Below are 26262 nucleotides of genomic sequence, written 5' to 3'. Positions count from 1 at the left end.
CCGCCACGGCTCCCGCGGCATCGCCCTCAGCGGCCGGCGCGCTCCCGACGGCGGGTGCCTCGCTCGCGCAGCCGCTGCTGCAGGCGCCGCGAACGCGACGGCGGAGCGATCACCGGCACCGGCTGCGTGACGACGGCGTCGACCACCATCGATCCGTCGACGGGACCGACCACCGGAATCGGGACGGTCGGGGTGACCGTCGTCGGCTCCACCGGCAGGGTCGCCAGGCGCCGGTGCTCGCGGATGTAGGCGGGTACCAGCAGCACGATGGCGCCGAACCAGGCCAGCGGGTTGCTCCCTGCGACACCGGCGAATCCGAGGAGCCCGCCCAGGATCACCGCCGCACCGACGCGCATGACGAGTTCGACGACCCCGGTGACGGTGGGGATGAGCGTGTGCCCGAGGCCCTGCAGGGCGCCGCGCAGCACGAACAGCGCGCCCAGCAGGCTGTAGCTGACGCCGTTGATGATGAGCATGAGGGCGGCGAGGTCGACGACGGCATCCGACCCCTCCCCCACGAACAGGCGCACCATGTGACTGCCGAACGCGACCAGCAGCGCGCCGAGCACGAGCGAGGCGGCGATCGACATCCAGGTGGCCTGCACGACGCCGCGGCGGATGCGGTCGGGGCGGCGGCCGCCGAGGTTCTGCGCGACGAACATCGACACGGCAAGGCCCAGCGACTGGAGCATGGCGACGGCGAGGCCGTCGACGCGGGATGCCGTGGTGTACGCGGCGACCGCGTCGGCGCCGAGTTCATTGAGCCGCACCTGCACCGCCAGCGCGCCGATCGCAATGATCGAGGCCTGGAAGCCCATCGGCAGGCCGAGTCGCAGATGCTCCGTGATGTCGGTGCGGGTGACACGCCAGTCGGTGCGGCGCATCTGCAGTGCGGGAACCCGGCGCCGCACGAACTCGAGGCACATCACGACCGACACACCCTGGGCGATCACGGTGGCCAGCGCCGCGCCGCCGACTCCCCACGCCAGCGGGCCCACCATGACGACGACCAGGCCGACGTTGAGCACGCACGAGACGGTGAGGAAGATCAGCGGCGTGCGCGAGTCTCCGATGGCGCGGATGATGGCCGCGAGGTAGTTGAAGAAGAGCATGGCGCCGGAGCCGAGGAAGCTGACCTGGGCGAAGACGGTGGCCTGCGCCATGAGCTCGGGCGGCGTGCGCAGCACCTCGAGCATGGGCTGCGCCAGCAGGGGTCCCACGATCGTGAGGATGATCGTGGCCCCGGTGGTCAGGATCGTCCCCGCCGCGACCGAGCGCCGCACGCCCTTCGCGTCGCGCGCCCCGTAGGCCTGCGCCGTCGGAATGGCGAAACCGCTGGTGAGACCCCACACGAACCCCAGCAGGAAGAAGAACATGCTTCCCGTCGCACCCACCGCCGCCAGAGCCTGCACACCCAGCTGGCGCCCGACCACGACCGCGTCCGCGAGCTGATACAGCTGCTGCACGACGTTGCCCAGCAGCAGCGGGACGGAGAAGAGGAGGATGACGCGCCAGGGGCTGCCGGTGGTCAGCGAGGTGGACATACGGGCGGCTTTCGACGTTCGGGAGGCGGGGAATCGGCGACATCCGCGAATGCCGACGGGCCATCCTATCGAACGGATCGAATCGATTCGAAATCGCCCCCCCGGTGCAGCTACCACTCCCCCGGTCGTGCGACAAGACCCGCCCCTGCGGCCGAGCATCGACGAGACTGTTACCGGCGCAGCAGCGCCGCGTCCGCACCAACCCACACCACAGGAGAGAGCATGCGCGCCGTCATCATGCACGCCCCCGGCGACGTTCGAGTCGAGGAGCGGGAGAACCCCACGATCGTCGAACCGACCGACGCCATCATCCGCCTCTCGGCGAGCTGCATCTGCGGCTCGGACCTCTGGCCCTACCGCGGCGCGGATCGCGTCGATCACACCCCCATGGGGCACGAGTACGTCGGCGTCGTGACCGAGGTCGGCGATGCCGTGAAGACCATCAAGGTGGGCGATTTCGTCGTCGGCTCCTTCTTCGCCTCCGACAACACCTGCGACATATGCCGCGCCGGTTATCAGTCGCGGTGCGTACATGCCGTTCCCATGGGCAGCGTCGGCACGCAGGCCGAATTCGCCCGCATCCCCCTCGCCGACGGCACACTCGTGGCAACGCCCGGTCAGCCCGACCCCGACCTGATCCCGTCCCTGCTGGCCGCGTCCGACGTGCTCGGCACCGGGTGGTTCGCCGCCGTGGCCGCGGAGGCCGGACCGGGCAAGACGGTCGTCGTCGTCGGCGACGGTGCCGTGGGGCTCATGGGGGTGCTCGCCGCGCGCGAACTCGGAGCGGAGCGCATCATCGCGATGAGCCGCCACGCCGATCGGCAGGCGCTGGCGCGTGAGTTCGGCGCGACCGACATCGTCGAGGAGCGTGGCGACGCGGGCGTGGCGCGCATCAAGGAACTGACGGGCGGCTTGGGGGCGCATTCGGTGATCGAGGCGGTGGGCACGCAGGAGTCGATGATGCAGGCGACCCGCGCCACGCGCCCCGGCGGACACGTGGGTTATGTCGGCGTCTCGCACGATGTCGCCCTTCCCGGCCGCGAGATGTTCTTCGCTCTCGTGCACCTGCACGGCGGGCCGGCACCGGTACGCCGGTTCCTGCCAGACCTCATCGCCCGCATCTGGGACCGCTCCATCGATCCGGGCCGCGTCTTCGATCTCACGCTTCCCCTCGAGGATGCCGCGGAGGGCTACCGGGCGATGGATGAGAGGCGCGCGACGAAGGTTCTGCTCACTCCCTGAGTGCGACACCTCGCGCGGTCTCGGATCGCGCGCTGACCTGCCCCTTCCTTGTGGCCAGACCACATGCCAGGATGAAGGTGAGGAGCACCTCCGCCGGAGTGGCCCTCACAGCGAAAGGCAGACAGCCATGGCCCGTACAGCGGTCATCACCGGTTCCGCCAGTGGAATCGGCAAGGCCACGTCCGAACTCCTCGTCGAGCGCGGTTACCGCGTGATCGGTGTGGACATCGCCGGCGCCGACATCAACGTCGACCTCACCACCGCCGTCGGGCGCGAAACGATGGTGCAGCAGGTCGGCGAGCTGTCGGGCGGGGTCGTCGACGTCGTCGTCGCCAACGCCGGCCTGTCGTCACCGACGGTCCTCACCGCCGCCGTGAACTACTTCGGCGCGGTCGCCACGCTCGAGGGCCTCCGCCCGCTGCTGGCGGCATCCGCCGCGCCGCGCGCCGTCGCGACCGCCTCGATGGCCTCGCTGTTCCCGCCCGACGAGGCGCTGCTGGCTGCCTTCCGCGACGGTGACGAACCGGGCGCCCTCGCCCGAGCGGCGGAGCTGGCCGCCGGCACGGCGCAGGAGGCAGCGCTCATCTACGGCACGTCCAAGCGCGCCCTCGCCCTGTGGCTGCGACGCCAGGCGGCGACACCCGAGTGGGCCGGCGCGGGGATCGCACTGAACGGCGTCGCGCCCGGCGTCGTCGACACCCCCATGACGAGCGATCTCACCGCGACCGAAGAGGCGAAGGCGGCGCTGCTCACGATGGTGCCGATGCCGCTCAACGGCATCTTCGACGCGATCGACGTGGCGTACCTCATCGCGTGGCTCTCCAGCGAGGAGAACGCGCACCTGTGCGGGCAGATGATCTTCATCGACGGCGGGTCGGATGCCGTCATCCGGGGTGACTCCACCTGGTGATGCGCCGCACGGCATGAACCGTGTGGTCCCGGCGACGTCGGGACCACACGGCCGTTCGATCAGACGTGCGCGCCCACCGTCGCGGGGCGCGGGATGATGACCGCCGCCAGTGCCGCGGCGACCAGCGCTGCCGCCGCCGCGACCAGCAGCGCGGTGATGTAGCCGTCATGACTGGTGCCGAGCAGGCTGGCGGCGGCGACGCTGGACATCACGGCGGCACCCGTCGAGGCACCGAACTCGTGGAACGTGCTGAGCACGCCGGATGCCACCCCCGCCTCTTCGGGCGAGACGCTGCCCAGCGCCGTCGCCGACGCCGCGACGAACAGCACCCCGGTACCGGCGGCGGCCAGCGCGATACCGATGGTCACCGCGACCGGATCGAGCCAGATGACGGCGACGCCCAGCCCGAGGGTCGCCGTCACGAGCCCCGCGGCGGCCAGGGGAGCGAGCCCCAGACGTGCGGCGAGCCGGCCGGCGACGTTCGCCCCGACCATCGTGGCCACCGCCACCGGCAGGAAGAGCACACCGGTCAGCAGCGGCCCGAAGCCGAGGTGCTGCTGGAAGAAGAACGAGCCGAGCAGGAACACCGTGATCATGAGCACCGTGGCCATGAAGATGAGGAAGACACCCGCCACGATGGGGCGGCGGGTGAGCAGGCGCAGATCCATGAGGGGGACCGCGGCCGTGCGCTGACGCCACGCGAATGCGGCATAGAGGCTGACGGCGACGACGAGTCCGATGATCCAGGCCGCGGGCTCGGCGGCGCTGATGATCGTCCAGATCAGCACGCCGGTGCCCGCCGTCACCAGCAGCGCGCCGAGCGCGTCGATGCGGCGCGAGGCGGGGGAGTTCACGCGCTGGGGGAGCAGCACCGCCAGCGCCACGAACAGCACCACCCCGATCGGAACATTGAGGAAGAACGCCCATCGCCACCCGAGGAAGGCGGTGACAAGGCCCCCCACGAGCACACCGAGCGCCGCGCCGCCACCGCCGAGCGCCGACCACACCCCCAGCGCCCGGGCGCGCTCCTTGCCGTCGAACAGCGTCACCACCCACGACAGGGCGCTCGGTGACAGCAGCGCCGCCCCGACCCCCTGGCCCACCCGCCCCGCGATGGCGAGCGTCGAGTCGGGGGCGAGTCCCACCGCGAGCGACGCCACCGTGAACGCGGCCAGTCCGGTGAGCACGATGGCGCGCGCACCGATGACGTCGGCCAGGCGTCCACCGAGCAGCAGCAGCCCGCCGAAGGTGAGCGTGTAGGCGCTGATGATCCAGGTCAGCGCTTCGCGGTCGAGGCCGAGATCTGCACCCATCTGCGGCAGCGCGATCGTGACGACGGTGATGTCGAGGATGAGCATGAGCTGGGCGATGGCGAGCACCCAGAGGATCCCCCACCTGCGGGGGTGCGCGGTCGATCCGGGCGCGCGGTGAGCGGGCGATGTCATGGCATTCCTCCAATAGTCGAACACGTGTGTACGGTTTAACTCGGTACGATAACCCGTACACGGCAGTACGAAAAGGGGGGACATGAGCAACCCGCAGACGCTGAGGGCCGACGCGCGCCGCAACATCGATCGAGTGCTCGACGCGGCCGTGGTCTGCCTCAGCCGCAATCCGGATGCCACGATGCAGCAGATCGCGGCGGAGGCGGGCGTCGGGCGCGTCACCGCGTACGCCCATTTCTCCTCCCGCGCGGCGCTGGTGTCGGCGGCGCTGGCTCGCGCGATCGACCGCGGCGACGCGGTGATGTCGGGGGTAGACCTCGACGGCGACCCGGTCGAGGCGCTGCACCGCCTGGTGGCCGCGGGGTGGGAGCTGTCGGCGGTCAGCAGCAACATCTGGGCCGCCGCCCGCGAGTCGCTCTCGGCGGCACAGATCCGCGCGCTCCATGACAAGCCCGCCGAGCGGGCGCGGGCGCTGCTGCTGCGGGGGCAGCGAGCCGGGGTCTTCCGCGACGACCTGCCGACGGAGTGGCTGATCGATGCCCTCCACGCGCTCATGAAGCTCGCCCTCGATCAGGTGGTGTCGGGCAAGATCGATCACGAGCGGGCGAGAGACCTCATCGCACGGTCGGCCGAGGGGCTCTGGCGCGCCGCGCTGTGACGCGGGGGAGCGCGGTCAGAGCGAACGCGTATCGAGCACGTGCCGCAGGATCGAGCCGTCGGGGACGGCGGCGGGGTCGTACTTGTAGCTGAGCTTCTGCACGATCGAGAGCCGGTCGATGATGTCCCCGACACCGGCGAACCACGGCTGCATCATGCTCAGCTGCAGCAGGTGGCTCGCCGCGCTCGACAGCGTCGCGGCTTCGGCCCACTGTCCCCGGAACTCCGGGACGAGGGTGTGGAGCGTCTCGAAGATGCGGTGGTAGAGGAAATAGTCGGGAAGATCCGTGCGCTCGTTCCACCACATGTCCAGCGCGATGCGCTGCAGTGTGATGACGAGGGAGTCGGATGCGGCGGCGATGAACCAGTTGCCGATCTGCCCCGACGTCCACCGCGGGTAGACCACGCCGGCGGTGAGGTAGGGCAGTACCGCCACGTCGAGCGGCCCCGGCACCCAGCAGGTCGCATCGACCCAGATGCCGCCGTACTTCTCCAGCAGCGCCACCCGCACGTAGTCGGCGAAGTGCGCGGGCCGATCGGTCTCGAGCACCGACGCGATGCGATCGGGGATGTCGATGAGTTCACGCACGCTGACGGCGTCGAGCATATGGGCCTCGGGGTGCAGGTCGCGCAGCTGCGCCATGCACGCGCGGGCGACCTCGGGGGCGTGGTCGGGCCCGGAGTTCCAGTAGCAGAACACCGGCAGGTCGTTCTCCATCGCCCGGGTGCGGGCCTCGTCCGCCAGCCGCCGCCCGCGCGCCCTGCTGCCCCGGCCGCCGGGCAATCCGGCGGCCGCGCGCAACTCAGGCAGGCGCGGCTGGAGGAACTCGGTCACCAGCCGCCCGCCCCGGAGGATGCTCGCCGGGTCGGCGGTGTCTTTGAACCGCTCGACCCGGGCGAACTGCGCGCCGAGGCCCGCGACGAACGTCGACACCGCGCCGTCGTCGCTGTGTGTCGTCATCACCCCATCATGACAACCGAAACGGCAGGCCGGGCCGTAATCTTGATGAGTGCGACTCAATGAGACCCGGGCCTGGAACCGTTTCTACGCCGAGGGGACGCCGGTGGACATCGAGGTGGCGACGGGTTCTCTCGTCGACCTGCTCGACGAACGCGCCGCACAGTACGCCGACCGGCCCGCCGTGACGTTCTTCGGCAACTCGCAGACCTACCGTGAACTCGCCGACAACGTCTCCCGCGTGGCCGGCGGCCTGGCTGCGCTCGGGGTGAAGGCCGGCGACCGGGTCGCGCTGGTGCTGCCCAACGCCCCGCAGCACCTGGCCGCGTTCTACGCCGTGCTGCGCCTGGGCGCCATCGTGGTGGAGCACAACCCGCTGTACACCCGTGCCGAGCTGGAGGCGCAATTCCGCGACCACGGTGCCCAGCATGTGATCGCCTGGGACAAGGTGGCCCCGGTCATCCAGTCGCTGCCCGCCGACCTCGGCATCCGCACCGTCGTCTCGGTCGACATCACCCGTGCCATGCCGTGGACCACGCGCCTGGCGTTGCGCCTGCCGGTGGCCAAGGCCCGCGAATCGCGCAGCAAGCTCACCGCCGCCGCGCCCGGCACCATCCCGTTCTCGCAGCTGCAGAAATCCGCCCCGCTGCCGGCATCCACGCCCCGCCCCTCGGTGAACGACATCGCGTGCCTGCAGTACACCTCGGGCACCACCGGCACCGCCAAGGGCGCCATCATCACGCACGGCAACCTGTGGTCCAACGCCCGGCAGGGCGCCGCGTGGATGCCGGGCTTCACAAGAGGTGAAGGCCGCATCTACGGTCTGCTGCCGATGTTCCATTCGTTCGGCGTGCTGCTCTCGGTGATCTACGCCGTCGAGACCGGATCCAACGCCGTACTGTTCCCCACGTTCGACCCCGAGCTGGTGTCGCAAGCGGCCAAGAAGTATCCGCCGACGTTCATCCCGGCGGTCCCGCCGATGTTCGACCGGCTCGCCCGCGTCGCCCGCGAAGGCAGGCTCGACCTGTCGGGCGTCGTCTACGCCATCTCGGGCGCGATGACCCTCACCCCCGCGATCGTGAAGCGCTGGGAGGATCAGGCCGGCAGCATGCTCAACGAGGGGTACGGCCTCACCGAGACGAGCCCGGTTGCCCTGGCCAACCCGTTCAACGAGTCCCGCAAGATCGGGGCCATCGGTATCCCGTTCCCCTCCACCGACATCCGTGTCGTCGATCCCGCCGAGCCGACCCGCGAGGTGGAACTGGGGGAGACCGGCGAGCTGCTCATCAAGGGTCCGCAGGTGTTCCAGGGCTACTGGAACAAGCCCGACGAGACCGCGCAGGCGCTGCTCGAGGGCGGGTGGCTGCGTACCGGCGACCTGGTCGTGCAGGATGACGACGGGTTCGTCACGGTCGTCGACCGCAAGAAGGAGCTCATCATCACGGGCGGCTTCAACGTCGCCCCCAGCGAGGTCGAGAAGGTCATCGGCGCAGTGCCGGGCATCGCCGGGGTCGCCGTCGTCGGCATCCCGCGCAGCGGCGGCACCGAGGTCGTGACCGCGGTGGTCGTACCCGAGCCGGGCGCCGCCTTCGACGAGGATGCCGCCCGAGCCGCCGCCCGCGAGCATCTCGCGGAGTACAAGCGCCCCACGGCCTACCGGGTGTGGGAGGAGCTTCCCACCTCACTCATCGGCAAGGTGCTGCGCCGCCGCGTGCGCGACACGCTCATCGCCGACCGCAACGCGGTGCGCGCGATCCCCGACGAGGGCTGACGCACAGGGGGCGTCCCGCCCGCCGGCGGCATCCACCGCGCGACGACATCCGCCTGCCCGCTGGCATCCGCCCGCCCGGGGTCACCCACCCGACCCAGATGCGGAGATCCGCCGAGATGCGGATGCCTGACGCGAAACCATCCGCATCCGGGCAGATCCCCGCACCCCGGCGGCGGCACCGGGCGCTCCACCACCCGCCCGGCGCCGACATCCACCGCCCGACGACGAGACCCCTCGACGGCGGCCCGGCGGAGCCCTACGCTGACCGGCATCCGACCACGATGCTGCGGGGTGATGTCATGACCGTGATGGTGGGCGCCGCGCGGCGCGACCTACTCGATCAGGTGCTGCGCCGCCTCCCGGCGGGAACCGTGCGCGAAGTGCCGATGTTCGGCACGATCGCGGTGATGTTCGACGAGTCGATGCTCGTCGCCGCCCGCAAGGATCTGTGCCTGCTGGTGCGCGTCACCGCCGACGACGCCCATCTCCTCGCCCGCCCCGAGGCCACTCGTGCCGAGATGGGCTCGGGCCGCTCGATGGGGCCGGGGTGGATCCGCGTCGACCCCGACGCCCTGCAGGACGAGGGAACACTGGACTTCTGGGTCGCCGAAGCGCTGCGCCGCCAGGCCGCCTGACCGGGCCGTGAACGCCGGTACCCTGCTGGCGCCGGCAACGGCACGCGGGCTCACCCCATCGCCGTGAACACCGGTTCGGTGTCGCGGGCGAACACGCCGACGGTACCGGCCGCGATCTCCTGCCAGTGCCGGCGCGACCAGTGCAGCTCGAGCGGCTCCGACACCACGAGCTGGGCGCCGTCGGGCAGCGGTTCGGTACGCCCCTCGGCGACGTGCAGTGTCTCCGGCCCGACGCTGTGGAAGAGCGACGGGGCCGGGGTCTCACCGGCATCCGCACTGACCCAGCGCGCCACCACCAACTGAGACCCGTCGGAGGCGCAGAACGCGCCGCGGAACACCTCGGTGACGCCGTGGGCGGCGCGGGCGGCCTCGACCCGCCGGATCATGCGAACCAGTGCCCCCGCCGGATCGTCGGCGAGGCCCAGCGTGAGGGCGAGGAAGAAGCACACCTCGCTGTCGGTGGTGCCGCGGATGAAGGGGTACAGCTCGGGGGCGACGTCCATGGTGAGCTCGCGCTTGAGCGCGGCGAAGCCGCCGATCTCGCCGTTGTGCTGGAACATCCAGCCGTCGTGCACGAAGGGATGCGCGTTCTGCTCGGCGATCGTGCCACCCGGCGCGGCCCGCACATGGGCGAGAAAGCAGGGCGACTCGACCTGGGCGGCGAGGTGACGCAGGTTGTCGCTGTCCCATGCCGGGGTGGTCTGCCGGAACTGACCGAGCATGCCGCCGCGGCCCGACCACGCCAGGCCGAAGCCGTCACCGTTGGTGGGGAACGCGTGATCGCGGAACTGCGCTGCCATCGCCGTGCCGGGCAGGTACAGCCGGCGGGCGACGAGGCTCTGCTCGATCAGGGAGTGGTCGGGGCGCACGAGCACGTCTTCGACGGGTAGCGGCGCTCCCAGATAGGCGATCCATCGGCACATTCTGCACTCCCTCTCACTCAGGATCTGGCGCCGGTGTCGCCGGGCGCATGCCCGCCGCCGTCCGGCTCGGCGACATCGAGCAGCACCTCGTTGTGCCGGAGGAAGGCGGGCCGCAGGGGCGGGTCGAACCGGGCGAACCGCGGCGCGCCCGTGGCCACCAGCCCGTTCGCGGCGATCGCCTTGCGCAGCCGGTCGAGGTGCTCGTCGTAGCCGGCTTCAGTCCATCGGCCGCGGTAACGCAGCGCCGCGGCCAGACTCGCCGGCACCGTGCGCACCCGCACCCGCGGGTCGGTGGGCCGCGGTGCGGTGGCGGTGGTGAACGTCGCGGGCAGCACGAAGGCCACGAGGAAGCCGCCGTCGGCGGCATCCGACCGGCTGCCGGCCTGCTGCTGCACGACCGGCGCTGTCATGGCGATCTTCGATCCGCCGCGGGCTTGCTGCACGACCGGGGCGGTCATGGCGACCCTCTCGGCCGGCTCGTTCTGACCGCTGATGTAGGAGAACAGGTAGCGGAAGGCCCGGTTGCCCGCGGTCTCGAACCGGCCGTCGACCGCGACCTCGGCGACCATGTGCTGGGGATACCGCCGCAGCTCGAAGTCGCCGAAGGCGCGCATGACCTCGTACGGCTGTTGTTCGGTCATGTCCGCACCTTCGCCCTTCGTCGCGCCGGCTACGGGTTCACGGTAACCCCGCGTCGGCGCGGGAGGAAGACCGGTTGCGCAGGGGGCGCCCCGCCGTGCGGGGCGGGTGTTCGAGTGGGTGGCATTCTGCCGCGTCCGACACCGCAGCGGCGATGATGTCGATGCCCTGCCGGATCTGCTCCACGTCGACGTTGCCGAACCCCAGCACGAGGGCGGGTCGCCCCGAAAGAGGTGACGGAGCGGTGCCGGCCGGCTCATCGGGGTCGGTGCGGAATCGGTAGCGGCCGAGCGGATTCACCTTCACGCCACGGGTCGCCGCCCGCGCCGCGACGGCCGCCTCGGAGGCTCCCTCGGGCAGGAGCAGCAGCACGTGGCATCCGGCCGCCGTCCCCTGCACGCGGCCCGGCCCCCACGTGCGGTCGACAGCGGCGACGAGAACGTCGCGCCGCGTGCGGTACACCTCGCGCATGCGCCGCAGGTGGCGGTCGTACCGGCCGGTCTCCAGCAGCAGGGCGAGGGCCTGCTGGTCGAGGGCGGGTGCACCGCGACTGCGCAGCCGCTTCTCCTCGATGATGCCGGCCGAGTACCGGGCGGGGGCGAACACCCACCCGAGGCGGATGGCGGGGGCCAGCGTCTTGCTGACCGAGCCGAGCGCGATCACGCGGCTCGGCGCGAGCCCCTGCAACGAGCCGACCGGCTGCCGGTCGTAACGGAACTCGGCGTCGTAGTCGTCCTCGAGGATGACCCCGTCGACCTCCTCCGCCCACGCGACCAGCTCCCGTCGTCGGGCGGGGCCGAGCACGCCGCCCGTGGGGCACTGGTGCGCGGGGGTCAGCAGCACCGCGCGCGCTCCGCTGCGGCGCAGGCGGGCGACGTCGACGCCCTGATCGTCCACGGCCACCGGAACCGGCTTCATCCCGGCGCGGCGAGCGATCACATCGTGCTCGTATGGGCCGGGGTCCTCCAGACCGATCTGCACGATGCCGTGCCGCGCCAGGGCGGACAGCACGAAGAAGAGACCCTCACGGAAGCCCGCGACCACGATCGCATCCGCGGCGACCGCGCACCCCGCCCGCACCCGCCGGTGGTAGGCGGTGATGACCTCGCGCAGACGCATCGACCCTGCCGGGTCACCGTCGCCCAGCTCCGCGGTCGGCAGCGTGCGCGTCGCCTCGCCCAAGGCCCAGCGCCAGTCGGCGAGCGGCACCGACCGCAGATCGGGGATGCCGTAGACGAAGTCGGCGACCGTCGCGGGTGCCGCAACGGGCGCAGCAGGGGCGGATGCCCGGAGGAGACCCGGAGGGAGGGTCGCCACCCGTGTTCCCGAGCCGGCGGTCGCGTGCAGGTACCCCTCGGCCAGCAGCTGGTCGTAGGCGTCCACGACGGTGCCGCGCGACACCTCCAGCACGGTGGCCAACTGCCGCGTCGACGGCAGCCGTTCACCGGGGAGGAGACGCCCGCTGCGGATGGCTGCGCGCACCTGATCCTGCAGCTGGATGCCGAGCGCGCCGGCATCCCGGTCGAGGGTCACCAGAAGGTCGGGACCGGTGCGCGGCCAGTGCACTGCCATGCGCCTCAGTATGAAGTGGTCCCCTCCACGCGTCTACGAGTGGGCCTTCCGCCCAGACCGCCTCGGCCCGAGGCTGGAAACGTGAACCCCGGAATCCTGCTGGCACTGGCGTCGGCCGTGTCGTACGGCGCCAGCGATTTCGTCGGCGGGGTCGCTGCCCGGCGGTCCTCGCCGTGGCAGATCCTGATCGTGGGGCAGGCTGCCGGCGCGCTGGCGCTGTTCGCGGTGGCGCTGCTGCGGCCGGGGGAGCCCGTGGCATCCGACTTCGGCTGGGCCCTGCTCGCGGGCGTGGGCTCAGGCGTCGGCGGGCTGTTCCTCTTCCGCGGGCTCGCCCGCGGAAGGATGAGCCTGGCCGCGCCGGTCTCAGCCGTCGGGGCGGCGGCACTGCCCGTGCTGGTCGGCGTCACCCTGGGGGAGCGGTCGAGCTGGCTGGTCTGGGCCGGCATCGCCGTCGCCCTCCCGGGAATCTGGCTGGTCTCCCGCGAAGCGGGTCGCGACCGCCCGCCGCGCTCGTGGGGCGCCCTCATCGACGGCGCGGTCGCCGGTGCCGGATTCGGCCTGCTGTTCATCGCACTCGCTCAGATCCGGGCGGATGCCGGGCTGCTCCCCCTGGCCGCCAATCAGCTCACCGGGGCGGCGCTGACCCTCGTCGCCGCGCTCCTCCTGCGCCAGCCCTGGCACCCCACTGGTGACGTGCTCGCCTGGGGTGGCGGGTCGGGGCTCCTCGGCGCCGCGGGCACGCTCACGTTCGTGCTCTCCAGCGGCGCGACGAGCCTCGGCATCGCCGCCGTACTGACCTCGCTCTACCCCGCCGTCACCGTGCTGCTGGCCGCCGGCGTGCTGCGGGAGCGGCTGAGCGCCTCGCAGGGCGCCGGCATCGGCATCTGCACGCTCGCCATCATCGCGCTCTCGCTGGACTGAACCTCACACGAAGGAGAACCCCATGACCGTCACCGCCGCACCGCTCGCGAAGCGACGCCCAGCATGCTGACTCCCGTGGCCGACCGGGTCTTCGTTCACCAGAGCGAACTGCTGCGCAACAACACCGTCGTCGTGCACGGCACGCACGGCGTGCTGCTCGTGGACCCCGGCATCACCGCCACCGAGATGCAGTGCCTCGCCGACGATCTGCGGGCGCTCGGCCTGCCGGTCGTCGCGGGCTTCGCGACGCACCCCGACTGGGACCATGTGCTGTGGCATCCCGCGTTCGGTGACGCCCCGCGCTGGGCCACCGCCGACGCCGCAGCCTTCATGCACGACCTGCGGGGCCGACCCGACTGGCACGACCGCGTGGTCGAAGGACTCCCGCCGGAAGTCATCGATGAGGTGCCGCTCGAGCAGTTCGGCCTGCTCACCGCCCTCCCCGCAGGCACGACGCACCTGCCCTGGGACGGCCCGGCCGTTCGCATGCTCGCGCATCCTGCGCACGCCATCGGTCACGCGGCGCTTCTCGTGGTGGGATGCCGCGTGCTGATCGCCGGTGACATGCTGTCTGACGTCTTCGTGCCGATGCCCGACATCGCGGGCGCAGCCGACCCGCTGGGGGATTACCTCGTCGGCTTGGATGTGCTGGCAGGCACCGCCGACGAGGCCGACGTCGTCGTCCCCGGGCACGGCTCACCCGGGGACGCCGCAGCACTGCGGGAGCGGGTCGCGCGCGACCGCGCCTACATCGAGGCCCTGCGCGGGGGCGGAGAGTTGCACGACCGGCGTATCGATGACCCCGAACCCGGCTGGGAATGGGTCCGCGAACTGCACGCCGGGCAGGTGGAGAGCCTTCAGCGAACCAGCGGGCGCAGCTGGTCGTCGTCCACCGGAAAAGAGACCGAGTAGTAGATCTGGTGCGCGGTCATGTCGCCCCAGTCGTCCTTCTTCACGCGAACCGCGGCGGGCGACACCTCGGCGATCCTCACCCGCAGCCACCCGCCGTCCTCGAGCTTCAGCTCATAGGGATCGGCGAGGTAGCCCAGACCGAGTTCGTCGAGAGTCTCCTCTGCGCTCAGCCAGTCCACGACCGTCGTGCACGGACGCCCCAGCAGGTCGATGGCGACGAATCCGTCGGCGACGGGCTTCATCCAGCCGACTCGCTCGCCGTCACCCGAACGTCGATGTTCGATCCAGTCGCTCTCCATGCCCCGAGCCTACGGGCGCCGCACAGGGCCCCAGGTGCGTGGGGCGGGCATCACACCCGCGAGCACTCAGCGGGGCGAGACGACGACCCGAACGGTGTCGCCGACGTCCTTCGCGAGCTGCTTTCGCACCTTGGCGTTCAGCGAGATCATGTGACCGCCTCGACCGGTCACCATCGCGCCCACGTTCTCGAGGCGCACGTCGTCCACCTCGGCATCGACCCGCACCGTCTTGCCGGTGCCGAAGAACTCCGCCGATCCCGGGATCTCGACGCACGCCCACATCTCGCCTTTGACCTCGACGCCGATCGGCGCCTCGAAGCGCAACTCGGTCTCTGTCATGGGCGCCACTGTAGCGATACGTGTCGGCGTTCGGGCGTCAGGCGCCGGATGCCGCCAGGTAGGCGTGGGTCTGCGTGAGGTCGGGCGAAACCTCGTCCGCGGAAAGCGCGGTGCTGTAGCGGTGCGGAGTAACGCTGGTGTCGACGGTGATGCCGTATACCGTGGCCATCTTCGCCGCCATGCTCTCGCGTCGTGACTCCAGTACGGATACGGCGCAGAGGAACCCGATGAGGGAGATGAAGCACGCGATGGGGAGGAGCGGCAATTTCACGATGAGCAGGGTGAAGGCGCCCGCGGGCCAGATGGCGAGAAACAGCAGGATGGCAGCCACGGTGAGTGCCAGGGAGATGTTTCCCACCCACTGAGACCCGTCTTCACCCGTGTCCAACGTTCAATGCCGACGGTGTAGCCCGTGTCCTCGGCGACGATGCGGTCATAGTCGGCTTTCAGAGCTGCGGACAGCTCGGCGGCTGCCGGGTCAGTGGTCATGGGTGCTCCTCCTGCGGCGTCACTCCAGTTCGAGCCCATCTTGTCGACCGGTGGCACCTGCGTCCAGCACACGAGGTTCGGCCGCATCGGGGCTCGCCGAGGGCTAGGAGTGCGAGAACGTCATCGCGCCCACGTTCTCGAGGCGCACGTCGTCCACCTCGGCATCGACCCGCACCGTGGCGTCCAGCGTCTGCGGGTCACCCATCGACGCCGGTGCTCGTCGAGCCGCCCAGCCTCGCCCCCAGCCCCTGGGCCGTCTGCTCGTCGAGGATCAGGTGCGTGATCGCACCCGCGCGCAGCGCGGCGTGCAGCGGAATGACCTTGCTGTCCCCGGCGACGGCGCACACGCGCCGGGGCACGTGGCTCAGCTCCGCGGGTGTGGGGCCGGTGGCTCGTTCATTGAGACGGAGGTCTTCGTACGTTCCGTCGGCGCGCAGGAACACCGTGCAGACGTCACCCACGACGCCCTCCGCCTCGAGCACGCGGATGTCGGCGGGCTCGAGGTACCCCGCGGAGTAGACGTGGCTCGGCACCTGCCCACCGACCGCGCCGATGGAGAAGAGCGCGATGTCCGCGCGTCGTTGCATGTCGAGAACACGGGCGATGGACCTCTCTCGCCACATGGCCTGGCGCGTGCTGGCGTAGTCGAAGAACGCCGGCACGGGAAACTCCTGCACCCGGGCGTCGAACGCCTCGCCGAACCGCGAAAGCAGGTGTCCCGCGTGCTCCGAGCCCGAGGTGCGGTTGTTCGCGCTGCCGTTGAGCTGCACGATCATGCTTCCCCGCGTCGACTTCACGGGCAGGTGCTGCGCCACCGCGCTGAGGGTCGTCCCCCACGCGATCCCGAGGAGCATGTCGGAGTCGAACCAGTCCGCCACTTTGCGCGCCGTCGCGGTGGCCACCTGGTCGAGTCGTTCCTGCGTCGAGGCGGAGTCGCTGACCGGCACCACATATGCCTCGACGCCGAAGTGATCGCTGATGCGCTGGGCGATCTCCGGCGCCCGAGAGGGCGCGTGCCGCAGCGTGATGCTCACCAACCCCGACGCGCGGGCGTCCTTCAGCATGCGCGACACCGTCGACCTCGACATATGCAGACGGCTCGCGATCGCCTCCATCTTTATGTCCTGGAGGTAATACATCGATGCCGCGGTCAGGACCAGTTCTTCCCGACTCACGATCGTGCACATTCGTGCAGAGTACGTGCGCGCTTTGCCACCATGCTCGCAGAGCGTAATACGCTTCAGGCCGACAGTGGGGATATCCCGAACCACGCCGAACGAACGGATTGCGTCATGTCCAGCACTCAGCTCACGGCCGCATCTCGTGAGCGCGCCCTCGAGCGTCTCGCCGAAAGCGCAACGCCCGGTCGCGAACTGGACGTGCTGGTGATCGGCGGCGGCATCACCGGCGCGGGCATCGCGCTGGATTCCGCCGGCCGAGGGCTAGAGACCGCTGTCATCGAAGCGCAGGACTGGGGCGCCGGGACGTCGTCGCGGTCGAGCAAGCTGGTGCACGGGGGACTGCGCTACCTGCAGATGCTCGACTTCAAGCTCGTCTTCGAAGCCCTCGCCGAACGCGACCTGCTGCTCACCGAGGTGGCACCCCACCTCGTGCGCCCCGTGCCCTTCCTCTACCCGCTACGCCACCGCGTGTGGGAGCGGGCCTTCGTCGGCGCGGGCATCGCGCTCTACGACGTGCTCGCCTCCCTGCGTCGAGGAAAGCGCGCCCTGCCGTGGCACCGGCACTTGAGCCGATCCGACCTCAGCGAGGTCTTCCCCGACCTCGACCCCGAGGCCGCCGTCGGTGCGATCGAGTACTGGGATGCCAACGTCGACGACGCCCGCTATGTCGCCACCCTCGTCCGCACCGCCGTGGGCAAGGGCGCGCACGCGGCATCCCGCACACAGGCTGTGGAACTGACCAAGGATGCCGACGGCCGCGTCGACGGCGCCGTGCTGCGCGACCTCGAAACCGGACGCCTCGTGCGGGTGAAGGCCCGCCACGTCATCAGCTCGACCGGCGTGTGGACCGAGCAGTCCCAGGCGCTGGCGGGCGAAACGGGCGGGCTGCGGGTGCTCGCCTCGAAGGGGATCCACATCGTGGTGCCGCGCGAGCGGATCAGAGGCGACGCCGGACTCATCCTGCAGACCAAGACGAGCGTGCTGTTCGTCATCCCCTGGTCGCGGTACTGGGTGATCGGCACCACGGACACCCCGTGGACGCAAGACCTGGTGAACCCCACCCCGAACGCCCGGGACATCGAGTACGTGCTGAACGAGGCGAACTCGGTGCTCGCGAACGCCCTCACGCCCGACGACATCATCGGCACCTGGGCGGGCCTTCGCCCCCTTCTGCAGCCCGGCACAAAGGACGGCACCGCCTCGGAGAAGATCTCGCGCGAGCACACCGTCGCCTCACCCGCTCCGGGGCTCACAGTGATCGCCGGGGGCAAGTTCACCACCTACCGGATCATGGCGCGCGATGCCGTGGACTTCGCCATCGGGGCAGCGGCAGCCGCAGAGCGCCCGTCGCCCACGACGTCGATCGCCCTCGTGGGGGGCGGCGACGGCTGGGACCGCGGTGCGCAGACCATCGGCCGGCGATTCGGGTGGGACCAGGCGACGGTCGACCACCTGCTGCACAGGTACGGCGCCAGAATCGGCGACATCGCGGAACTGTGCGAGGCCGATGAAGATCTGTCTCGCCCGCTGGCGCACGCCCCCGCCTACCTGCGTGCCGAGATCGCATACGCCGTCACGCATGAGGGTGCGCTGCACCTGGAGGACGTCATGCATCGTCGTACCCGCATGGCCTACGAGTACCCCGACGAAGCTCTCGCCGCCCTCCCCGAGGTCGCGCGCGTCGTCGCCGACGAGCTGGGCTGGTCGCCGGAGCGGGTCGACCGGGAGACCCGCGCCTACACCGCGGCCGTCCAGGCCGTGGCCTCGGCGGCGCGCGAGACCGACGACGAAGCGGCCGCCCGAGCGAGAGCCGCAGCCCCGGGGATCGCGGCGATGTCCGACACCCCCTGACCGCGACCGCGACCGCAACGCCCCCGCCACCTGTCTCAACGGAGAGAACACCTGTGACCCAGTTCATCCTGTCCATCGATCAAGGAACGACCAGCTCGCGCGCCATCGTCTTCGATCACTCCGCATCGATCGTCGCCAGCGGTCAACTCGAGCACCGGCAGCATTTCCCGCGCGCGGGCTGGGTCGAGCACGACGCGATCGAGATCTGGGACAACGTGCGTCAGGCTGTCGGACTCGCCCTCACCCGCGCGAACCTCACCCACACCGACATCGCCGCGGTGGGCCTGACCAACCAGCGCGAGACCACCGTCGTGTGGAATCGGCACACCGGCATCCCCGTCTGCCGTGCGATCGTCTGGCAGGACACGCGCACCCAGCGCATCGTGGCGGAGCTGGCGCGAGAGCACGGGGTCGATCGCTACAAGTCGGCCGTCGGCCTGCCGTTGGCCACCTACTTCGCCGGGCCCAAGGTGCGGTGGATCCTCGACAACATCCCCGGTGCGCGGGAATCCGCCGACAACGGCGACCTGCTGTTCGGCACCATGGACACCTGGATCCTCTGGAACCTCACCGGCGGCGTCGACGGCGGCATCCATGTCACCGATGTCACCAACGCGTCCCGCACCATGCTGATGGGGTTGGAGAGCTTGGCGTGGGACGAGAGCATTGTCGCCGACCTGGGGATCCCCCTGTCGATGCTCCCCGAGATCCGGTCGTCCGCCGAGGTCTACGGGTTCGGACGCGAGCACGGGATGCTGCCGGGCGTGCCCATCGCGGGGGTGCTCGGCGACCAGCAGGCGGCGACGTTCGGGCAGGCGTGCTTCCGCGAGGGCATGGCGAAGAACACCTACGGCACCGGCAACTTCCTTCTGCTCAACACGGGGGAGACGCCGGTGCACTCGCAGAACGGCCTCATCACGACCGTCTGTTACCAGATCGGCGACGCACCTGCCGTGTACGCGCTCGAAGGGTCGATCGCCGTGACCGGGTCGCTCGTGCAGTGGCTGCGCGACAACATGGGGATGTTCGCCGACGCACCGGATGTCGAGACCCTCGCCCGCGAGGTCGATGACAACGGCGGGGCGTACTTCGTCCCCGCGTTCTCGGGTCTGTTCGCCCCCTACTGGCGCCCCGACGCACGCGGCGCCCTGCTCGGCCTGACCCGGTTCGTCACGAAGCAACACGTCGCCCGCGCCGCGCTCGAGGCCACCGCCTTCCAGACGCGCGAGGTGGTGGCGGCGATGAACGCGGATTCCGGGATTCCGCTCGCCGAGCTGCGCGTCGACGGTGGCATGGTCGCGAACGAGCTGCTCATGCAGTTCCAGGCCGATCAGCTGGGCGTCGACGTGCTGCGACCGACGGTGATCGAGACCACGGCTCTGGGCGCCGCCTACGCCGCCGGCATCGCCGTCGGCTTCTGGGACGGGCAGGAATCGGTCACCGAGAACTGGAGTGAAGCGCAGCGGTGGACCCCGTCGATGCCCGTCGCCGAGCGGGAGAAGCTGTTCCGCAACTGGAAGAAGGCCGTCAGCAGGACATTCTCCTGGGTCGACGATGACGTCGACGCCTGATCCCCGACCGTCCCCTGCGCGCTCGCGCACGATCTACCCGACCGATACCCCAACAAAGGAGTAGGGATCACATGAGAACGACCTTCCTGAAGAGGAACCCCTTCTGGCTCGCGCTGTCGCTGGTGCTGATGCTCGTGTCCGCGATCGTCTCGTCTGCGGTGCAGACGAACCTCGGTTCCGTGGCGGTGAAGGACATGCGCTGGGAGACCCCGTCGGGCCAGCGGATCAGCGCGCTGCTGTTCACCCCTGATGGCGCCACGGCTGACGCACCGGCACCCGCGATCGTGGTGTCCCACGGCTGGTGGAACAACCGGGAGATGCAGAGCGCCAACTACGTCGAACTCGCCCGGCGCGGCTACGTGGTCGTGTCGATCGACATGTACGGCCACGGCAACTCGTCGCCGCTGCGCAACGACCAGCTGCAGCTCGGCGGCACCGGCATGTACGACGTCGTGAAGCTCGTCGCCGATCTGCCGTACGTGAACCCCGACCAGGTAGGTGTCTCCGGTCACTCCAACGGCGCGCGTGCCGCGAACTTCTCGGTGGCACTCGACAACGAGGCCGATGAACCGCTCATCGACGCGGTCTTCCTCGTCGACAACGACCCGGTCTACCGTGACGACGAAGGCGGCTACACCGACATCTACGGCACGCGAGATGTGGGCGTGTCCGCGGCGCAGTACGACGAGTTCTTCTTCCGCAGCTACAGCCCCGAGGGCGCGGCGCTCACGCCGCCCCGCGAGTACATCTCGACCCCGAACGCGCAGTCCTTCCTCAACTTCGGCATCGACCCGGCCGAGGGCGAGCAGCGCGAAGCCGGCGAGTTCTACTCCCAGAGCGGTGCGGATCGCATCATCTACACCCCGGCGGAGAGCCACCCGTGGGGCACCATCTCGCAGACCACGGTGGCCAGTCAGATCGAGTTCTGGGAGCAGGTGTTCCCCGCGCCCAACGCGATGGATGCCGGCGCCCAGGTCTGGCAGATCAAGGAGACCGCCACGGCGATCGGCCTGATCGGCTTCGGCATCTTCCTCGTGGCTTTCCCCCGTGCGCTGCTGCGCACGCGCGCCTTCGCCGGGTTGCAGCTCACCGAGCCGCCGCGGGTGGCCGCCACGAACCGGACGGGTCTGCTGTGGTTCTGGGGCGGCCTGGCTGTCTCGGCACTGTTCTCGGGCTGGAGCTACGTGTGGCTGAGCCAGCAGTCCTTCATGGCCGGAATCGCGTTCAATGCGGTGCCGACGATTTTCACCCAGGGCGCAGTGTTCTTCATCGCCACGTGGGCCGCGATCAACGGAATTGCCGGACTGATCATCATGACCGTGTTCTACCTCGCGTTCGGGAAGAAGAACGGGGTCGATCTGCGTGCGGGGGGAGTACTGCCCGGCTGGCGCAAGCTGTTGCAGGGGATCGGACTCGGTGCGGTCGTCGTGGCCGCGGCATTCGGGATCGTCTTCGTACTCGACTACTTCTTCAAGACGGACTTCCGGTTCTGGGTGGTGGCCGTCAAGGCGTTCGAGGCGGACAAGCTGTGGATCGCGCTGCTCTACATCCCGTTCTTCCTGGTGTACTTCATGGCGAACTCGGTGGCGATCAACTGTTTCAACCGCTTCACGCTGCGCGGACGTGAATGGCTCAACACCCTGGTGCTCGCGCTGGCGAACGCCATCGCCCCCATCGTGTTGGTCATCGCGCAGTACGCCACCTTCTTCATCTCCGGCGAGACCATTCCGGGGTTCGGTGGCATCTTCAGCATCTGGCTGTTCCCGGTGATCGTGATCCTGTCGGTGTCGGCCGTGATCTCGCGCAAGATCTATCGCGAGACGGGGAACCCGTACATCGGCGGATTCATCAATGCGGCGGTCGTGACGCTCATCTCCGTCTCGAACACCCTCACCGTCACCTACTGACGGGCGCCCTCCGGGGCTCGAGCGGAATCAGGCTGGTCCGCTCGAGCCCGGAGGGCTTTACGTGCAATCGGCGGCGCTCGAAGGCGCGGTACGATTGCATTGGCTTGTTACCGCGGATCACCGCGCGGGCAATACCGGGCGTGAGTCGGAGTCGACGACCCACAATCTGTCACAGAGGTATTGCCATGATCATCCGCCGCGTCTTGAACAACAGTGTCGTCGATGCTCTCGACGACGGCATGCGCGAGGTCATCGTCCTCGGCAAGGGCATCGGCTTCCAGTCCCAGCCTGGTGACACGATCGACCCCGCGGCCATCGAGAAGGTGTTCCGCCTCGATGACAGCGCCCAGGGGACGAAGTTCGCGCAGGTCGCCGCCGACGTACCGGCCGAGATCCTCAGCGCAACAGATGAGATCGTCTCGTTCGCACGCGAGCGGCTCACCGAGAAGCTCAGCGACTCCATCTACCCCGCGCTCGCTGACCACTTGGCCTTCGCCGTGCAGCGGGTGCAGCAGCGCATTGATCTCGCCAGCGCACTGGAGAGCGAGGTACGCCGCTTCTACCCGAAGGAGTATGCGGTCGCGACCGAGGCCCTCGAGTTCATCGCGCGGGCGACCGGTGTGCGGATGCCGCAGCCCGAGGCTGCCAACATCGCCCTCCACTTGATCACCGCCGAGGTCGGCGGTGGCGACGGGTCGGCCGCAGCGCTGACCCAATTGACACAGGACGTCCTCGACATTGTGCGGCTGCAGTTCGGCATCTCGTACGGCGACGACGATCCCGCATACACGCGCTTCGTTGCCCACATCCGTTACTTCGCACAGCGTGTGCTGTCGCATACCGCCATCGATCGCGACGATGAAGAGCTGCTCGGGCTCCTCCGTCGCCAGCTCCCGCACGTGTTCACAGGCGTCGACAGGATCGCCGCTTACGTGCGCGACACCCATTCCCACGTGATGACCTCGACTGAGAAGGTCTACATCGCGATGCACGTCAGCCGACTCGTCTGAGTCCGCTGCACCCCATCGGCGCGTCAGGATCCTCCGCGTCAGCCGTCCGTCTCTCCTGAGGAAGAACGACATGAAGTACGAACAGGACGCTGCCGCGATCATCGCGGGCGTCGGCGGAGCCGAGAACATCGCCTCCGCGTACCACTGCATCACCCGCCTGCGTTTCACGCTGCACGACAACAGCAAGGCGGATGCGGCCGCGCTCACGGCCGTCCCGGCGGTCATGGGTGTGAACGACACCGGCGGCCAGTACCAGGTCGTCATCGGCGACCACGTCGGCGAGGTATTTCACGCGCTGACGGCCGCGGAGCCGCGCCTCGGCGGGGAGCCCTCTGCCCCGTCCGCCGCCGGGAAGAAGCAGAACCCCCTGCAGCGCTTCTTCGACTTCATCGGCGGGGTCTTCGCCCCGCTACTTCCGGCCATCGCCGGAGCCGGTCTGCTTCGTGGCATCTTGGCTCTGCTCGCATTCTTCGGCTGGATCGATACCGCATCCGACACGTACGTCGTCCTGACCGCCATCGGCGATGCGGTGTTCTACTTCCTGCCCCTGCTGGTCGCGATGACCGCCGCCCGCAAGCTCGGCGCGAACATGTACGTCGCCGTCGCGATCTCCGGCGTACTCGTCTACCCGACGCTCGTGACCGCGCTGGGCTCCGGCGAGGCCGTGGACTTCCTCGGGCTGCCGGTCACCGCGACGACCTACTCGTACACGGTGATTCCGACCCTCCTCGCCATCTACCTGATGTCATGGGTGGAGCGCGGCCTGAACCGCATCATCCCGAGCGTCGTGCGACTCATGGTCGTGCCGCTGCTGACTCTGCTCGTGGTCGCTCCGGTCACGCTGATCGTGCTCGGCCCGCTCGGCACGGTGGTCGGCAATGGCATCTCCGGCGGCATCACCTGGGGCCTCACGAACGGCGGTCCGATCGCGGGTGCGGTCATCGGCGCGCTATTGCCGCTGATCATCATGACCGGCATGCACTACGCGCTGGTCCCTTTCATCCTCACCAACCTCGCGCAGACCGGCGCTGACAAGTTCCTACCGCTCACCTACGTGCAGAGCTTCGCGACGACCGGCGCTGCGCTCGGCGTCGCCATCCGCGCGAAGTCGAAGTCATTGAAGACCCTCGCGTTCTCCACGACCTTCACCGGCCTGATGGGCGTCACCGAGCCAGCGCTGTATGGTCTCGTGCTGCCTTTGCGACGTCCGCTGATCGCGACCATGATCGGTAGCGCCGTCGGCGGGGCAGTAAGTCTGGGATTCGGCGTGGATGCGTACGTGCTCGCTGGCAACAGTGGGATCCCGGGTATCCCGGGCCTCATCGGTGCGACCTTCGGCTGGGCGATGGTCGCCATCGCCGTGGCCTTCATCGTGTCGACTGTGATGACCCTGGTGCTCGGCTTTGACGAGTCCGCCTTCGCAGAGGCCGCGGGCGCACCCACCGCGTCTGACACGCCAACGGACACGAGCGTGAAGACCGCCGTCGTCGCCGCTCCCGCCGCCGGCGAGGTGGTGCCCCTGTCCACCGTCCCTGACCGGATCTTCGCCGAGGGTGTCATGGGCGACGGAGTTGCCATCCGGCCAGCGGACGACCGGATCATTGCGCCGGTGGACGGCGAGGTCGTTGCGCTGTTCCCGACGAACCACGCCCTCGGCATCCGCACGGACGACGGGCTCGAAGTCCTCGTCCATGTCGGCGTCAACACCGTCGCCCTCGAAGGCCGAGGGTTCACCGCTCACATCGCGCAGGGTGCTCGGGTCATGCGTGGGCAGCACCTGCTGACCGTGGACTTCGCCGAGGTCGCCAAGACGCACGACACCTCAGTCATCGTCGTCGTCACCGAGGGCGCGGGCAGCAGGATCGGGAATCCGCATCTCGGTCTGATCGATGCCGGTGACGCGCTGTTCGAGATGACAGCGGACGCCACGGAGGTCGCACGATGACCGCCGCCCCGTTCCCCTCCGACTTCCTCTGGGGGGTCGCGTTCGCGGCGAACCAAGCGGAGGGCGCATACGACGCCGACGGCAAGGGTTTGTCTCAGGCGGATGTGGTGCCCTTCCCGCAGGCGATGGACTACGTCGACCTGCATGAGGTCATGAGCCCGACTCCCGAGCGCATCGCCCAAGCCGCGGCGGCCGTCGGCACGGCTGGGTATCCGAAGCGCAACGGGTCCCTCTTCTACACGCACTGGGAAGAGGACGTCGAACTGTTCGCCCGGATGGGCATCCGGGCGCTGCGGATGTCGATCGCCTGGTCGCGGATCTTCCCGAACGGAGACGACGCCGAACCTAACGAAGCGGGCCTCGTGTTCTACGAGCGCCTCTTCACACGACTGCGTGAACGCGGTATCGAGCCTGTCGTCACGATGTCGCACTACGAGATGCCGCTGCACCTCGTGACCGAGTACGGCGGATGGGCCAACCGCGCGGTCGTCAGGTTGTTCGAGCGCTACGCGGAGACGATCCTGCGCCGCTACCGCGGTCTCGTCCGCTACTGGCTGACGTTCAACGAGATCAACACGACGGTCATCGAGCCGTACACAGGTGGCGGCGTGGTCGATGACGGGACGGGCGATCGGATGCAACGCGCATACCAGGCGCTGCACCACCAGTTCGTTGCGAGCGCACTCGCGACGAAGCTCGCCCACGAGATCGACCCAGAGGCGAAGGTTGGATGCATGCTGGCGCGGATGCTGCACTACCCGGCATCGTCCGACCCGGCCGACGTGCAGCAGGCGCAGCACGACAACGACATGAACCTCGTGCACACCGACGTCCAGGTGCGCGGCGCGTACCCGGGCATCATCCGCCGTTACTGGCGGGAGAATGGGATCGAGCTGCAGATAGCGGAAGGAGACGAGCGAATCCTCGCCGAGAACACCGTCGACTTCCTGTCGTTCAGCTATTACATGACACTCGTCTCGGCGGTGGATCCGACGAAGTACGGGGCCACCGGGGGCAACCTCTTCAGCACCGTGAAGAATCCGCACCTCGAGACCTCCGAGTGGGGATGGCACCTGGACCCGATCGGCATCCGGATCGCTCTGACAGACCTCTGGACCCGGTATCAGGTGCCCCTGTTCATCGTGGAGAACGGACTCGGCGCGAGCGATCGCGTGGAGGAAGACGGCTCGGTGCGCGACGATTACCGGATCGACTACATGCGACGCCACCTCGGTCAGGTCGCAGAGGCCATTGCAGACGGCGTGGATTTGATGGGTTACACCGTCTGGGGCGGGATCGACATCGTGAGCGCTTCGACCTCTCAGATGACGAAGCGATACGGCTTGATCCACGTCGACCTGGATGATGAGGGCAACGGGACGGGCAATCGCACCCCGAAGGCCAGTTTTGACTGGTACCGCCGTGTGATCGCCTCAGGTGGTGCAACGCTCAGCGAGGCGGGGTGAAGGCCTCAACGCCTACTGACGACCACCCTATGGGCCGGCGATAAAGGTCGTCATCCGCCCTGGAACGGGCGCGGG

Annotated in this window: 23 protein-coding genes; 13 read left to right on the top strand and 10 right to left on the bottom strand. The window is 69.4% G+C overall.

From position 1 onward, the window contains the following. Nucleotides 1-26: 26 nt before the first annotated feature. Nucleotides 27-1544, bottom strand: a complete 1518-nt coding sequence (locus tag H9651_RS07110) for an MATE family efflux transporter (RefSeq protein WP_191718611.1) — start codon at nucleotides 1542-1544, stop codon at nucleotides 27-29. Between the two features lie 222 nt (nucleotides 1545-1766). Between H9651_RS07110 and H9651_RS07105 the strand changes: the two genes are divergently transcribed. Both H9651_RS07105 and H9651_RS07100 read left to right on the top strand, forming a co-directional pair. Then, nucleotides 1767-2786 (top strand): zinc-dependent alcohol dehydrogenase family protein, encoded by a 1020-nt coding sequence (locus H9651_RS07105; RefSeq protein ID WP_191718610.1) that lies wholly within the window; start codon nucleotides 1767-1769, stop codon nucleotides 2784-2786. A 127-nt stretch (nucleotides 2787-2913) separates the two neighbouring features. Then, nucleotides 2914-3696, top strand: a complete 783-nt coding sequence (locus H9651_RS07100; RefSeq protein ID WP_191718609.1) for an SDR family oxidoreductase — start codon at nucleotides 2914-2916, stop codon at nucleotides 3694-3696. Between the two features lie 59 nt (nucleotides 3697-3755). Here H9651_RS07100 and H9651_RS07095 read toward each other — a convergent pair whose 3' ends face one another. Beyond that, complete coding sequence (locus H9651_RS07095) at nucleotides 3756-5141, bottom strand: MFS transporter (protein ID WP_191718608.1); 1386 nt, start codon at nucleotides 5139-5141, stop codon at nucleotides 3756-3758. An 82-nt stretch (nucleotides 5142-5223) separates the two neighbouring features. Here H9651_RS07095 and H9651_RS07090 point away from each other — a divergent pair, with 82 nt between their 5' ends. Then, nucleotides 5224-5799 carry a TetR/AcrR family transcriptional regulator gene (locus tag H9651_RS07090; protein ID WP_191718607.1) on the top strand — a complete coding sequence of 192 codons (576 nt, stop codon included), beginning with the start codon at nucleotides 5224-5226 and terminating at the stop codon, nucleotides 5797-5799. Between the two features lie 15 nt (nucleotides 5800-5814). On the opposite strand, the gene H9651_RS07085 is transcribed toward H9651_RS07090, so the two are convergent. Then, a complete protein-coding gene (locus H9651_RS07085) occupies nucleotides 5815-6759 on the bottom strand; it encodes a capsular polysaccharide synthesis protein (protein ID WP_191718606.1) in 945 nt (314 codons plus the stop codon). A gap of 49 nt (nucleotides 6760-6808) precedes the next feature. On the opposite strand from H9651_RS07085, the gene H9651_RS07080 reads away from it, so the two are divergent. After that, nucleotides 6809-8527, top strand: coding sequence for a long-chain-fatty-acid--CoA ligase (locus H9651_RS07080; protein WP_191718605.1), 1719 nt, complete (start codon nucleotides 6809-6811; stop codon nucleotides 8525-8527). A 299-nt stretch (nucleotides 8528-8826) separates the two neighbouring features. Beyond that, nucleotides 8827-9162 carry a TfoX/Sxy family protein gene (locus H9651_RS07075; protein WP_225216506.1) on the top strand — a complete coding sequence of 112 codons (336 nt, stop codon included), beginning with the start codon at nucleotides 8827-8829 and terminating at the stop codon, nucleotides 9160-9162. A 50-nt stretch (nucleotides 9163-9212) separates the two neighbouring features. Here the strand turns inward: H9651_RS07075 and H9651_RS07070 are convergent, their stop codons facing one another. Genes H9651_RS07070 through pdxR form a run of 3 tightly spaced genes read right to left on the bottom strand, consistent with a single transcriptional unit; the run spans nucleotide 9213 to nucleotide 12296 of the window. Next, on the bottom strand, nucleotides 9213-10085 hold the full coding sequence (locus H9651_RS07070) for a class II glutamine amidotransferase (protein ID WP_191718604.1): 873 nt from the start codon (nucleotides 10083-10085) through the stop codon (nucleotides 9213-9215). 17 nt (nucleotides 10086-10102) lie between these two features. Continuing rightward, nucleotides 10103-10726, bottom strand: coding sequence for an SOUL family heme-binding protein (locus tag H9651_RS07065; RefSeq protein WP_191718603.1), 624 nt, complete (start codon nucleotides 10724-10726; stop codon nucleotides 10103-10105). A 37-nt stretch (nucleotides 10727-10763) separates the two neighbouring features. Beyond that, nucleotides 10764-12296, bottom strand: a complete 1533-nt coding sequence (gene pdxR, locus H9651_RS07060; protein ID WP_191718602.1) for a MocR-like pyridoxine biosynthesis transcription factor PdxR — start codon at nucleotides 12294-12296, stop codon at nucleotides 10764-10766. Nucleotides 12297-12377: 81 nt separating this feature from the next. Here pdxR and H9651_RS07055 point away from each other — a divergent pair, with 81 nt between their 5' ends. Together H9651_RS07055 and H9651_RS07050 are read left to right on the top strand one after the other, a co-directional pair. After that, nucleotides 12378-13217 (top strand): EamA family transporter, encoded by an 840-nt coding sequence (locus tag H9651_RS07055; protein WP_191718601.1) that lies wholly within the window; start codon nucleotides 12378-12380, stop codon nucleotides 13215-13217. A 63-nt stretch (nucleotides 13218-13280) separates the two neighbouring features. After that, nucleotides 13281-14129, top strand: a complete 849-nt coding sequence (locus tag H9651_RS07050) for an MBL fold metallo-hydrolase (RefSeq protein WP_191718600.1) — start codon at nucleotides 13281-13283, stop codon at nucleotides 14127-14129. On the opposite strand, the gene H9651_RS07045 is transcribed toward H9651_RS07050, so the two are convergent. The 4 genes from H9651_RS07045 to H9651_RS07030 all read right to left on the bottom strand — a co-directional run bounded on the left by H9651_RS07045 (nucleotide 14075) and on the right by H9651_RS07030 (nucleotide 16443). Beyond that, the gene (locus tag H9651_RS07045) at nucleotides 14075-14428 is read right to left on the bottom strand and encodes a hypothetical protein (protein WP_191718599.1); all 354 of its coding nucleotides are present in this window, start codon (nucleotides 14426-14428) and stop codon (nucleotides 14075-14077) included. The two genes, H9651_RS07050 and H9651_RS07045, sit on opposite strands and share 55 nt — an antisense overlap. Nucleotides 14429-14494: 66 nt before the next feature. After that, a complete protein-coding gene (locus tag H9651_RS07040) occupies nucleotides 14495-14767 on the bottom strand; it encodes a DUF1905 domain-containing protein (RefSeq protein ID WP_191718598.1) in 273 nt (90 codons plus the stop codon). Between the two features lie 37 nt (nucleotides 14768-14804). Beyond that, complete coding sequence (locus tag H9651_RS07035) at nucleotides 14805-15125, bottom strand: hypothetical protein (RefSeq protein ID WP_191718597.1); 321 nt, start codon at nucleotides 15123-15125, stop codon at nucleotides 14805-14807. 328 nt (nucleotides 15126-15453) lie between these two features. Then, nucleotides 15454-16443 carry a sugar-binding transcriptional regulator gene (locus tag H9651_RS07030; protein ID WP_191718596.1) on the bottom strand — a complete coding sequence of 330 codons (990 nt, stop codon included), beginning with the start codon at nucleotides 16441-16443 and terminating at the stop codon, nucleotides 15454-15456. Nucleotides 16444-16548: 105 nt separating this feature from the next. Between H9651_RS07030 and H9651_RS07025 the strand changes: the two genes are divergently transcribed. The 6 genes from H9651_RS07025 (at nucleotide 16549) to H9651_RS07000 (ending at nucleotide 26187) form a co-directional block, all read left to right on the top strand. Next, complete coding sequence (locus H9651_RS07025; RefSeq protein ID WP_191718595.1) at nucleotides 16549-18288, top strand: glycerol-3-phosphate dehydrogenase/oxidase; 1740 nt, start codon at nucleotides 16549-16551, stop codon at nucleotides 18286-18288. A gap of 53 nt (nucleotides 18289-18341) precedes the next feature. Beyond that, nucleotides 18342-19859, top strand: a complete 1518-nt coding sequence (gene glpK, locus H9651_RS07020) for a glycerol kinase GlpK (RefSeq protein ID WP_191718594.1) — start codon at nucleotides 18342-18344, stop codon at nucleotides 19857-19859. Nucleotides 19860-19930: 71 nt separating this feature from the next. Further along, nucleotides 19931-21766 carry an alpha/beta hydrolase family protein gene (locus H9651_RS07015; protein ID WP_191718593.1) on the top strand — a complete coding sequence of 612 codons (1836 nt, stop codon included), beginning with the start codon at nucleotides 19931-19933 and terminating at the stop codon, nucleotides 21764-21766. A gap of 185 nt (nucleotides 21767-21951) precedes the next feature. After that, nucleotides 21952-22776 (top strand): PRD domain-containing protein, encoded by an 825-nt coding sequence (locus H9651_RS07010; protein ID WP_191718592.1) that lies wholly within the window; start codon nucleotides 21952-21954, stop codon nucleotides 22774-22776. A gap of 70 nt (nucleotides 22777-22846) precedes the next feature. Then, nucleotides 22847-24721: a beta-glucoside-specific PTS transporter subunit IIABC gene (locus tag H9651_RS07005; protein WP_191718591.1), complete on the top strand. Its 1875-nt coding sequence runs from the start codon at nucleotides 22847-22849 to the stop codon at nucleotides 24719-24721. Next, nucleotides 24718-26187: a glycoside hydrolase family 1 protein gene (locus H9651_RS07000; protein WP_191718590.1), complete on the top strand. Its 1470-nt coding sequence runs from the start codon at nucleotides 24718-24720 to the stop codon at nucleotides 26185-26187. The genes H9651_RS07005 and H9651_RS07000 overlap by 4 nt, the downstream gene beginning before the upstream one ends. Nucleotides 26188-26262: the final 75 nt, after the last annotated feature.

The sequence above is a fragment of the Microbacterium pullorum genome (genome assembly GCF_014836535.1).
GTDB classification, from domain to species: Bacteria; Actinomycetota; Actinomycetes; order Actinomycetales; family Microbacteriaceae; genus Microbacterium; species Microbacterium pullorum.
Note: the sequence above shows the minus strand (reverse complement) of the source record. Positions and strands in the feature narration are given on the sequence as shown.

Excerpts from the sequence above, each read along its gene's own strand:
- H9651_RS07110 (WP_191718611.1), bottom strand. The coding sequence starts at position 1,544 with ATGTCCACCTCGCTGACCACCGGCAGCCCCTGGCGCGTCATCCTCCTC.
- H9651_RS07105 (WP_191718610.1), top strand. The coding sequence starts at position 1,767 with ATGCGCGCCGTCATCATGCACGCCCCCGGCGACGTTCGAGTCGAGGAG.
- H9651_RS07100 (WP_191718609.1), top strand. The coding sequence starts at position 2,914 with ATGGCCCGTACAGCGGTCATCACCGGTTCCGCCAGTGGAATCGGCAAG.
- H9651_RS07095 (WP_191718608.1), bottom strand. The coding sequence starts at position 5,141 with ATGACATCGCCCGCTCACCGCGCGCCCGGATCGACCGCGCACCCCCGC.
- H9651_RS07090 (WP_191718607.1), top strand. The coding sequence starts at position 5,224 with ATGAGCAACCCGCAGACGCTGAGGGCCGACGCGCGCCGCAACATCGAT.
- H9651_RS07085 (WP_191718606.1), bottom strand. The coding sequence starts at position 6,759 with ATGACGACACACAGCGACGACGGCGCGGTGTCGACGTTCGTCGCGGGC.
- H9651_RS07075 (WP_225216506.1), top strand. The coding sequence starts at position 8,827 with ATGACCGTGATGGTGGGCGCCGCGCGGCGCGACCTACTCGATCAGGTG.
- H9651_RS07070 (WP_191718604.1), bottom strand. The coding sequence starts at position 10,085 with ATGTGCCGATGGATCGCCTATCTGGGAGCGCCGCTACCCGTCGAAGAC.
- H9651_RS07065 (WP_191718603.1), bottom strand. The coding sequence starts at position 10,726 with ATGACCGAACAACAGCCGTACGAGGTCATGCGCGCCTTCGGCGACTTC.
- pdxR (WP_191718602.1), bottom strand. The coding sequence starts at position 12,296 with ATGGCAGTGCACTGGCCGCGCACCGGTCCCGACCTTCTGGTGACCCTC.
- H9651_RS07050 (WP_191718600.1), top strand. The coding sequence starts at position 13,281 with ATGCTGACTCCCGTGGCCGACCGGGTCTTCGTTCACCAGAGCGAACTG.
- H9651_RS07045 (WP_191718599.1), bottom strand. The coding sequence starts at position 14,428 with ATGGAGAGCGACTGGATCGAACATCGACGTTCGGGTGACGGCGAGCGA.
- H9651_RS07040 (WP_191718598.1), bottom strand. The coding sequence starts at position 14,767 with ATGACAGAGACCGAGTTGCGCTTCGAGGCGCCGATCGGCGTCGAGGTC.
- H9651_RS07030 (WP_191718596.1), bottom strand. The coding sequence starts at position 16,443 with ATGTGCACGATCGTGAGTCGGGAAGAACTGGTCCTGACCGCGGCATCG.
- H9651_RS07025 (WP_191718595.1), top strand. The coding sequence starts at position 16,549 with ATGTCCAGCACTCAGCTCACGGCCGCATCTCGTGAGCGCGCCCTCGAG.
- H9651_RS07015 (WP_191718593.1), top strand. The coding sequence starts at position 19,931 with ATGAGAACGACCTTCCTGAAGAGGAACCCCTTCTGGCTCGCGCTGTCG.
- H9651_RS07010 (WP_191718592.1), top strand. The coding sequence starts at position 21,952 with ATGATCATCCGCCGCGTCTTGAACAACAGTGTCGTCGATGCTCTCGAC.
- H9651_RS07005 (WP_191718591.1), top strand. The coding sequence starts at position 22,847 with ATGAAGTACGAACAGGACGCTGCCGCGATCATCGCGGGCGTCGGCGGA.
- H9651_RS07000 (WP_191718590.1), top strand. The coding sequence starts at position 24,718 with ATGACCGCCGCCCCGTTCCCCTCCGACTTCCTCTGGGGGGTCGCGTTC.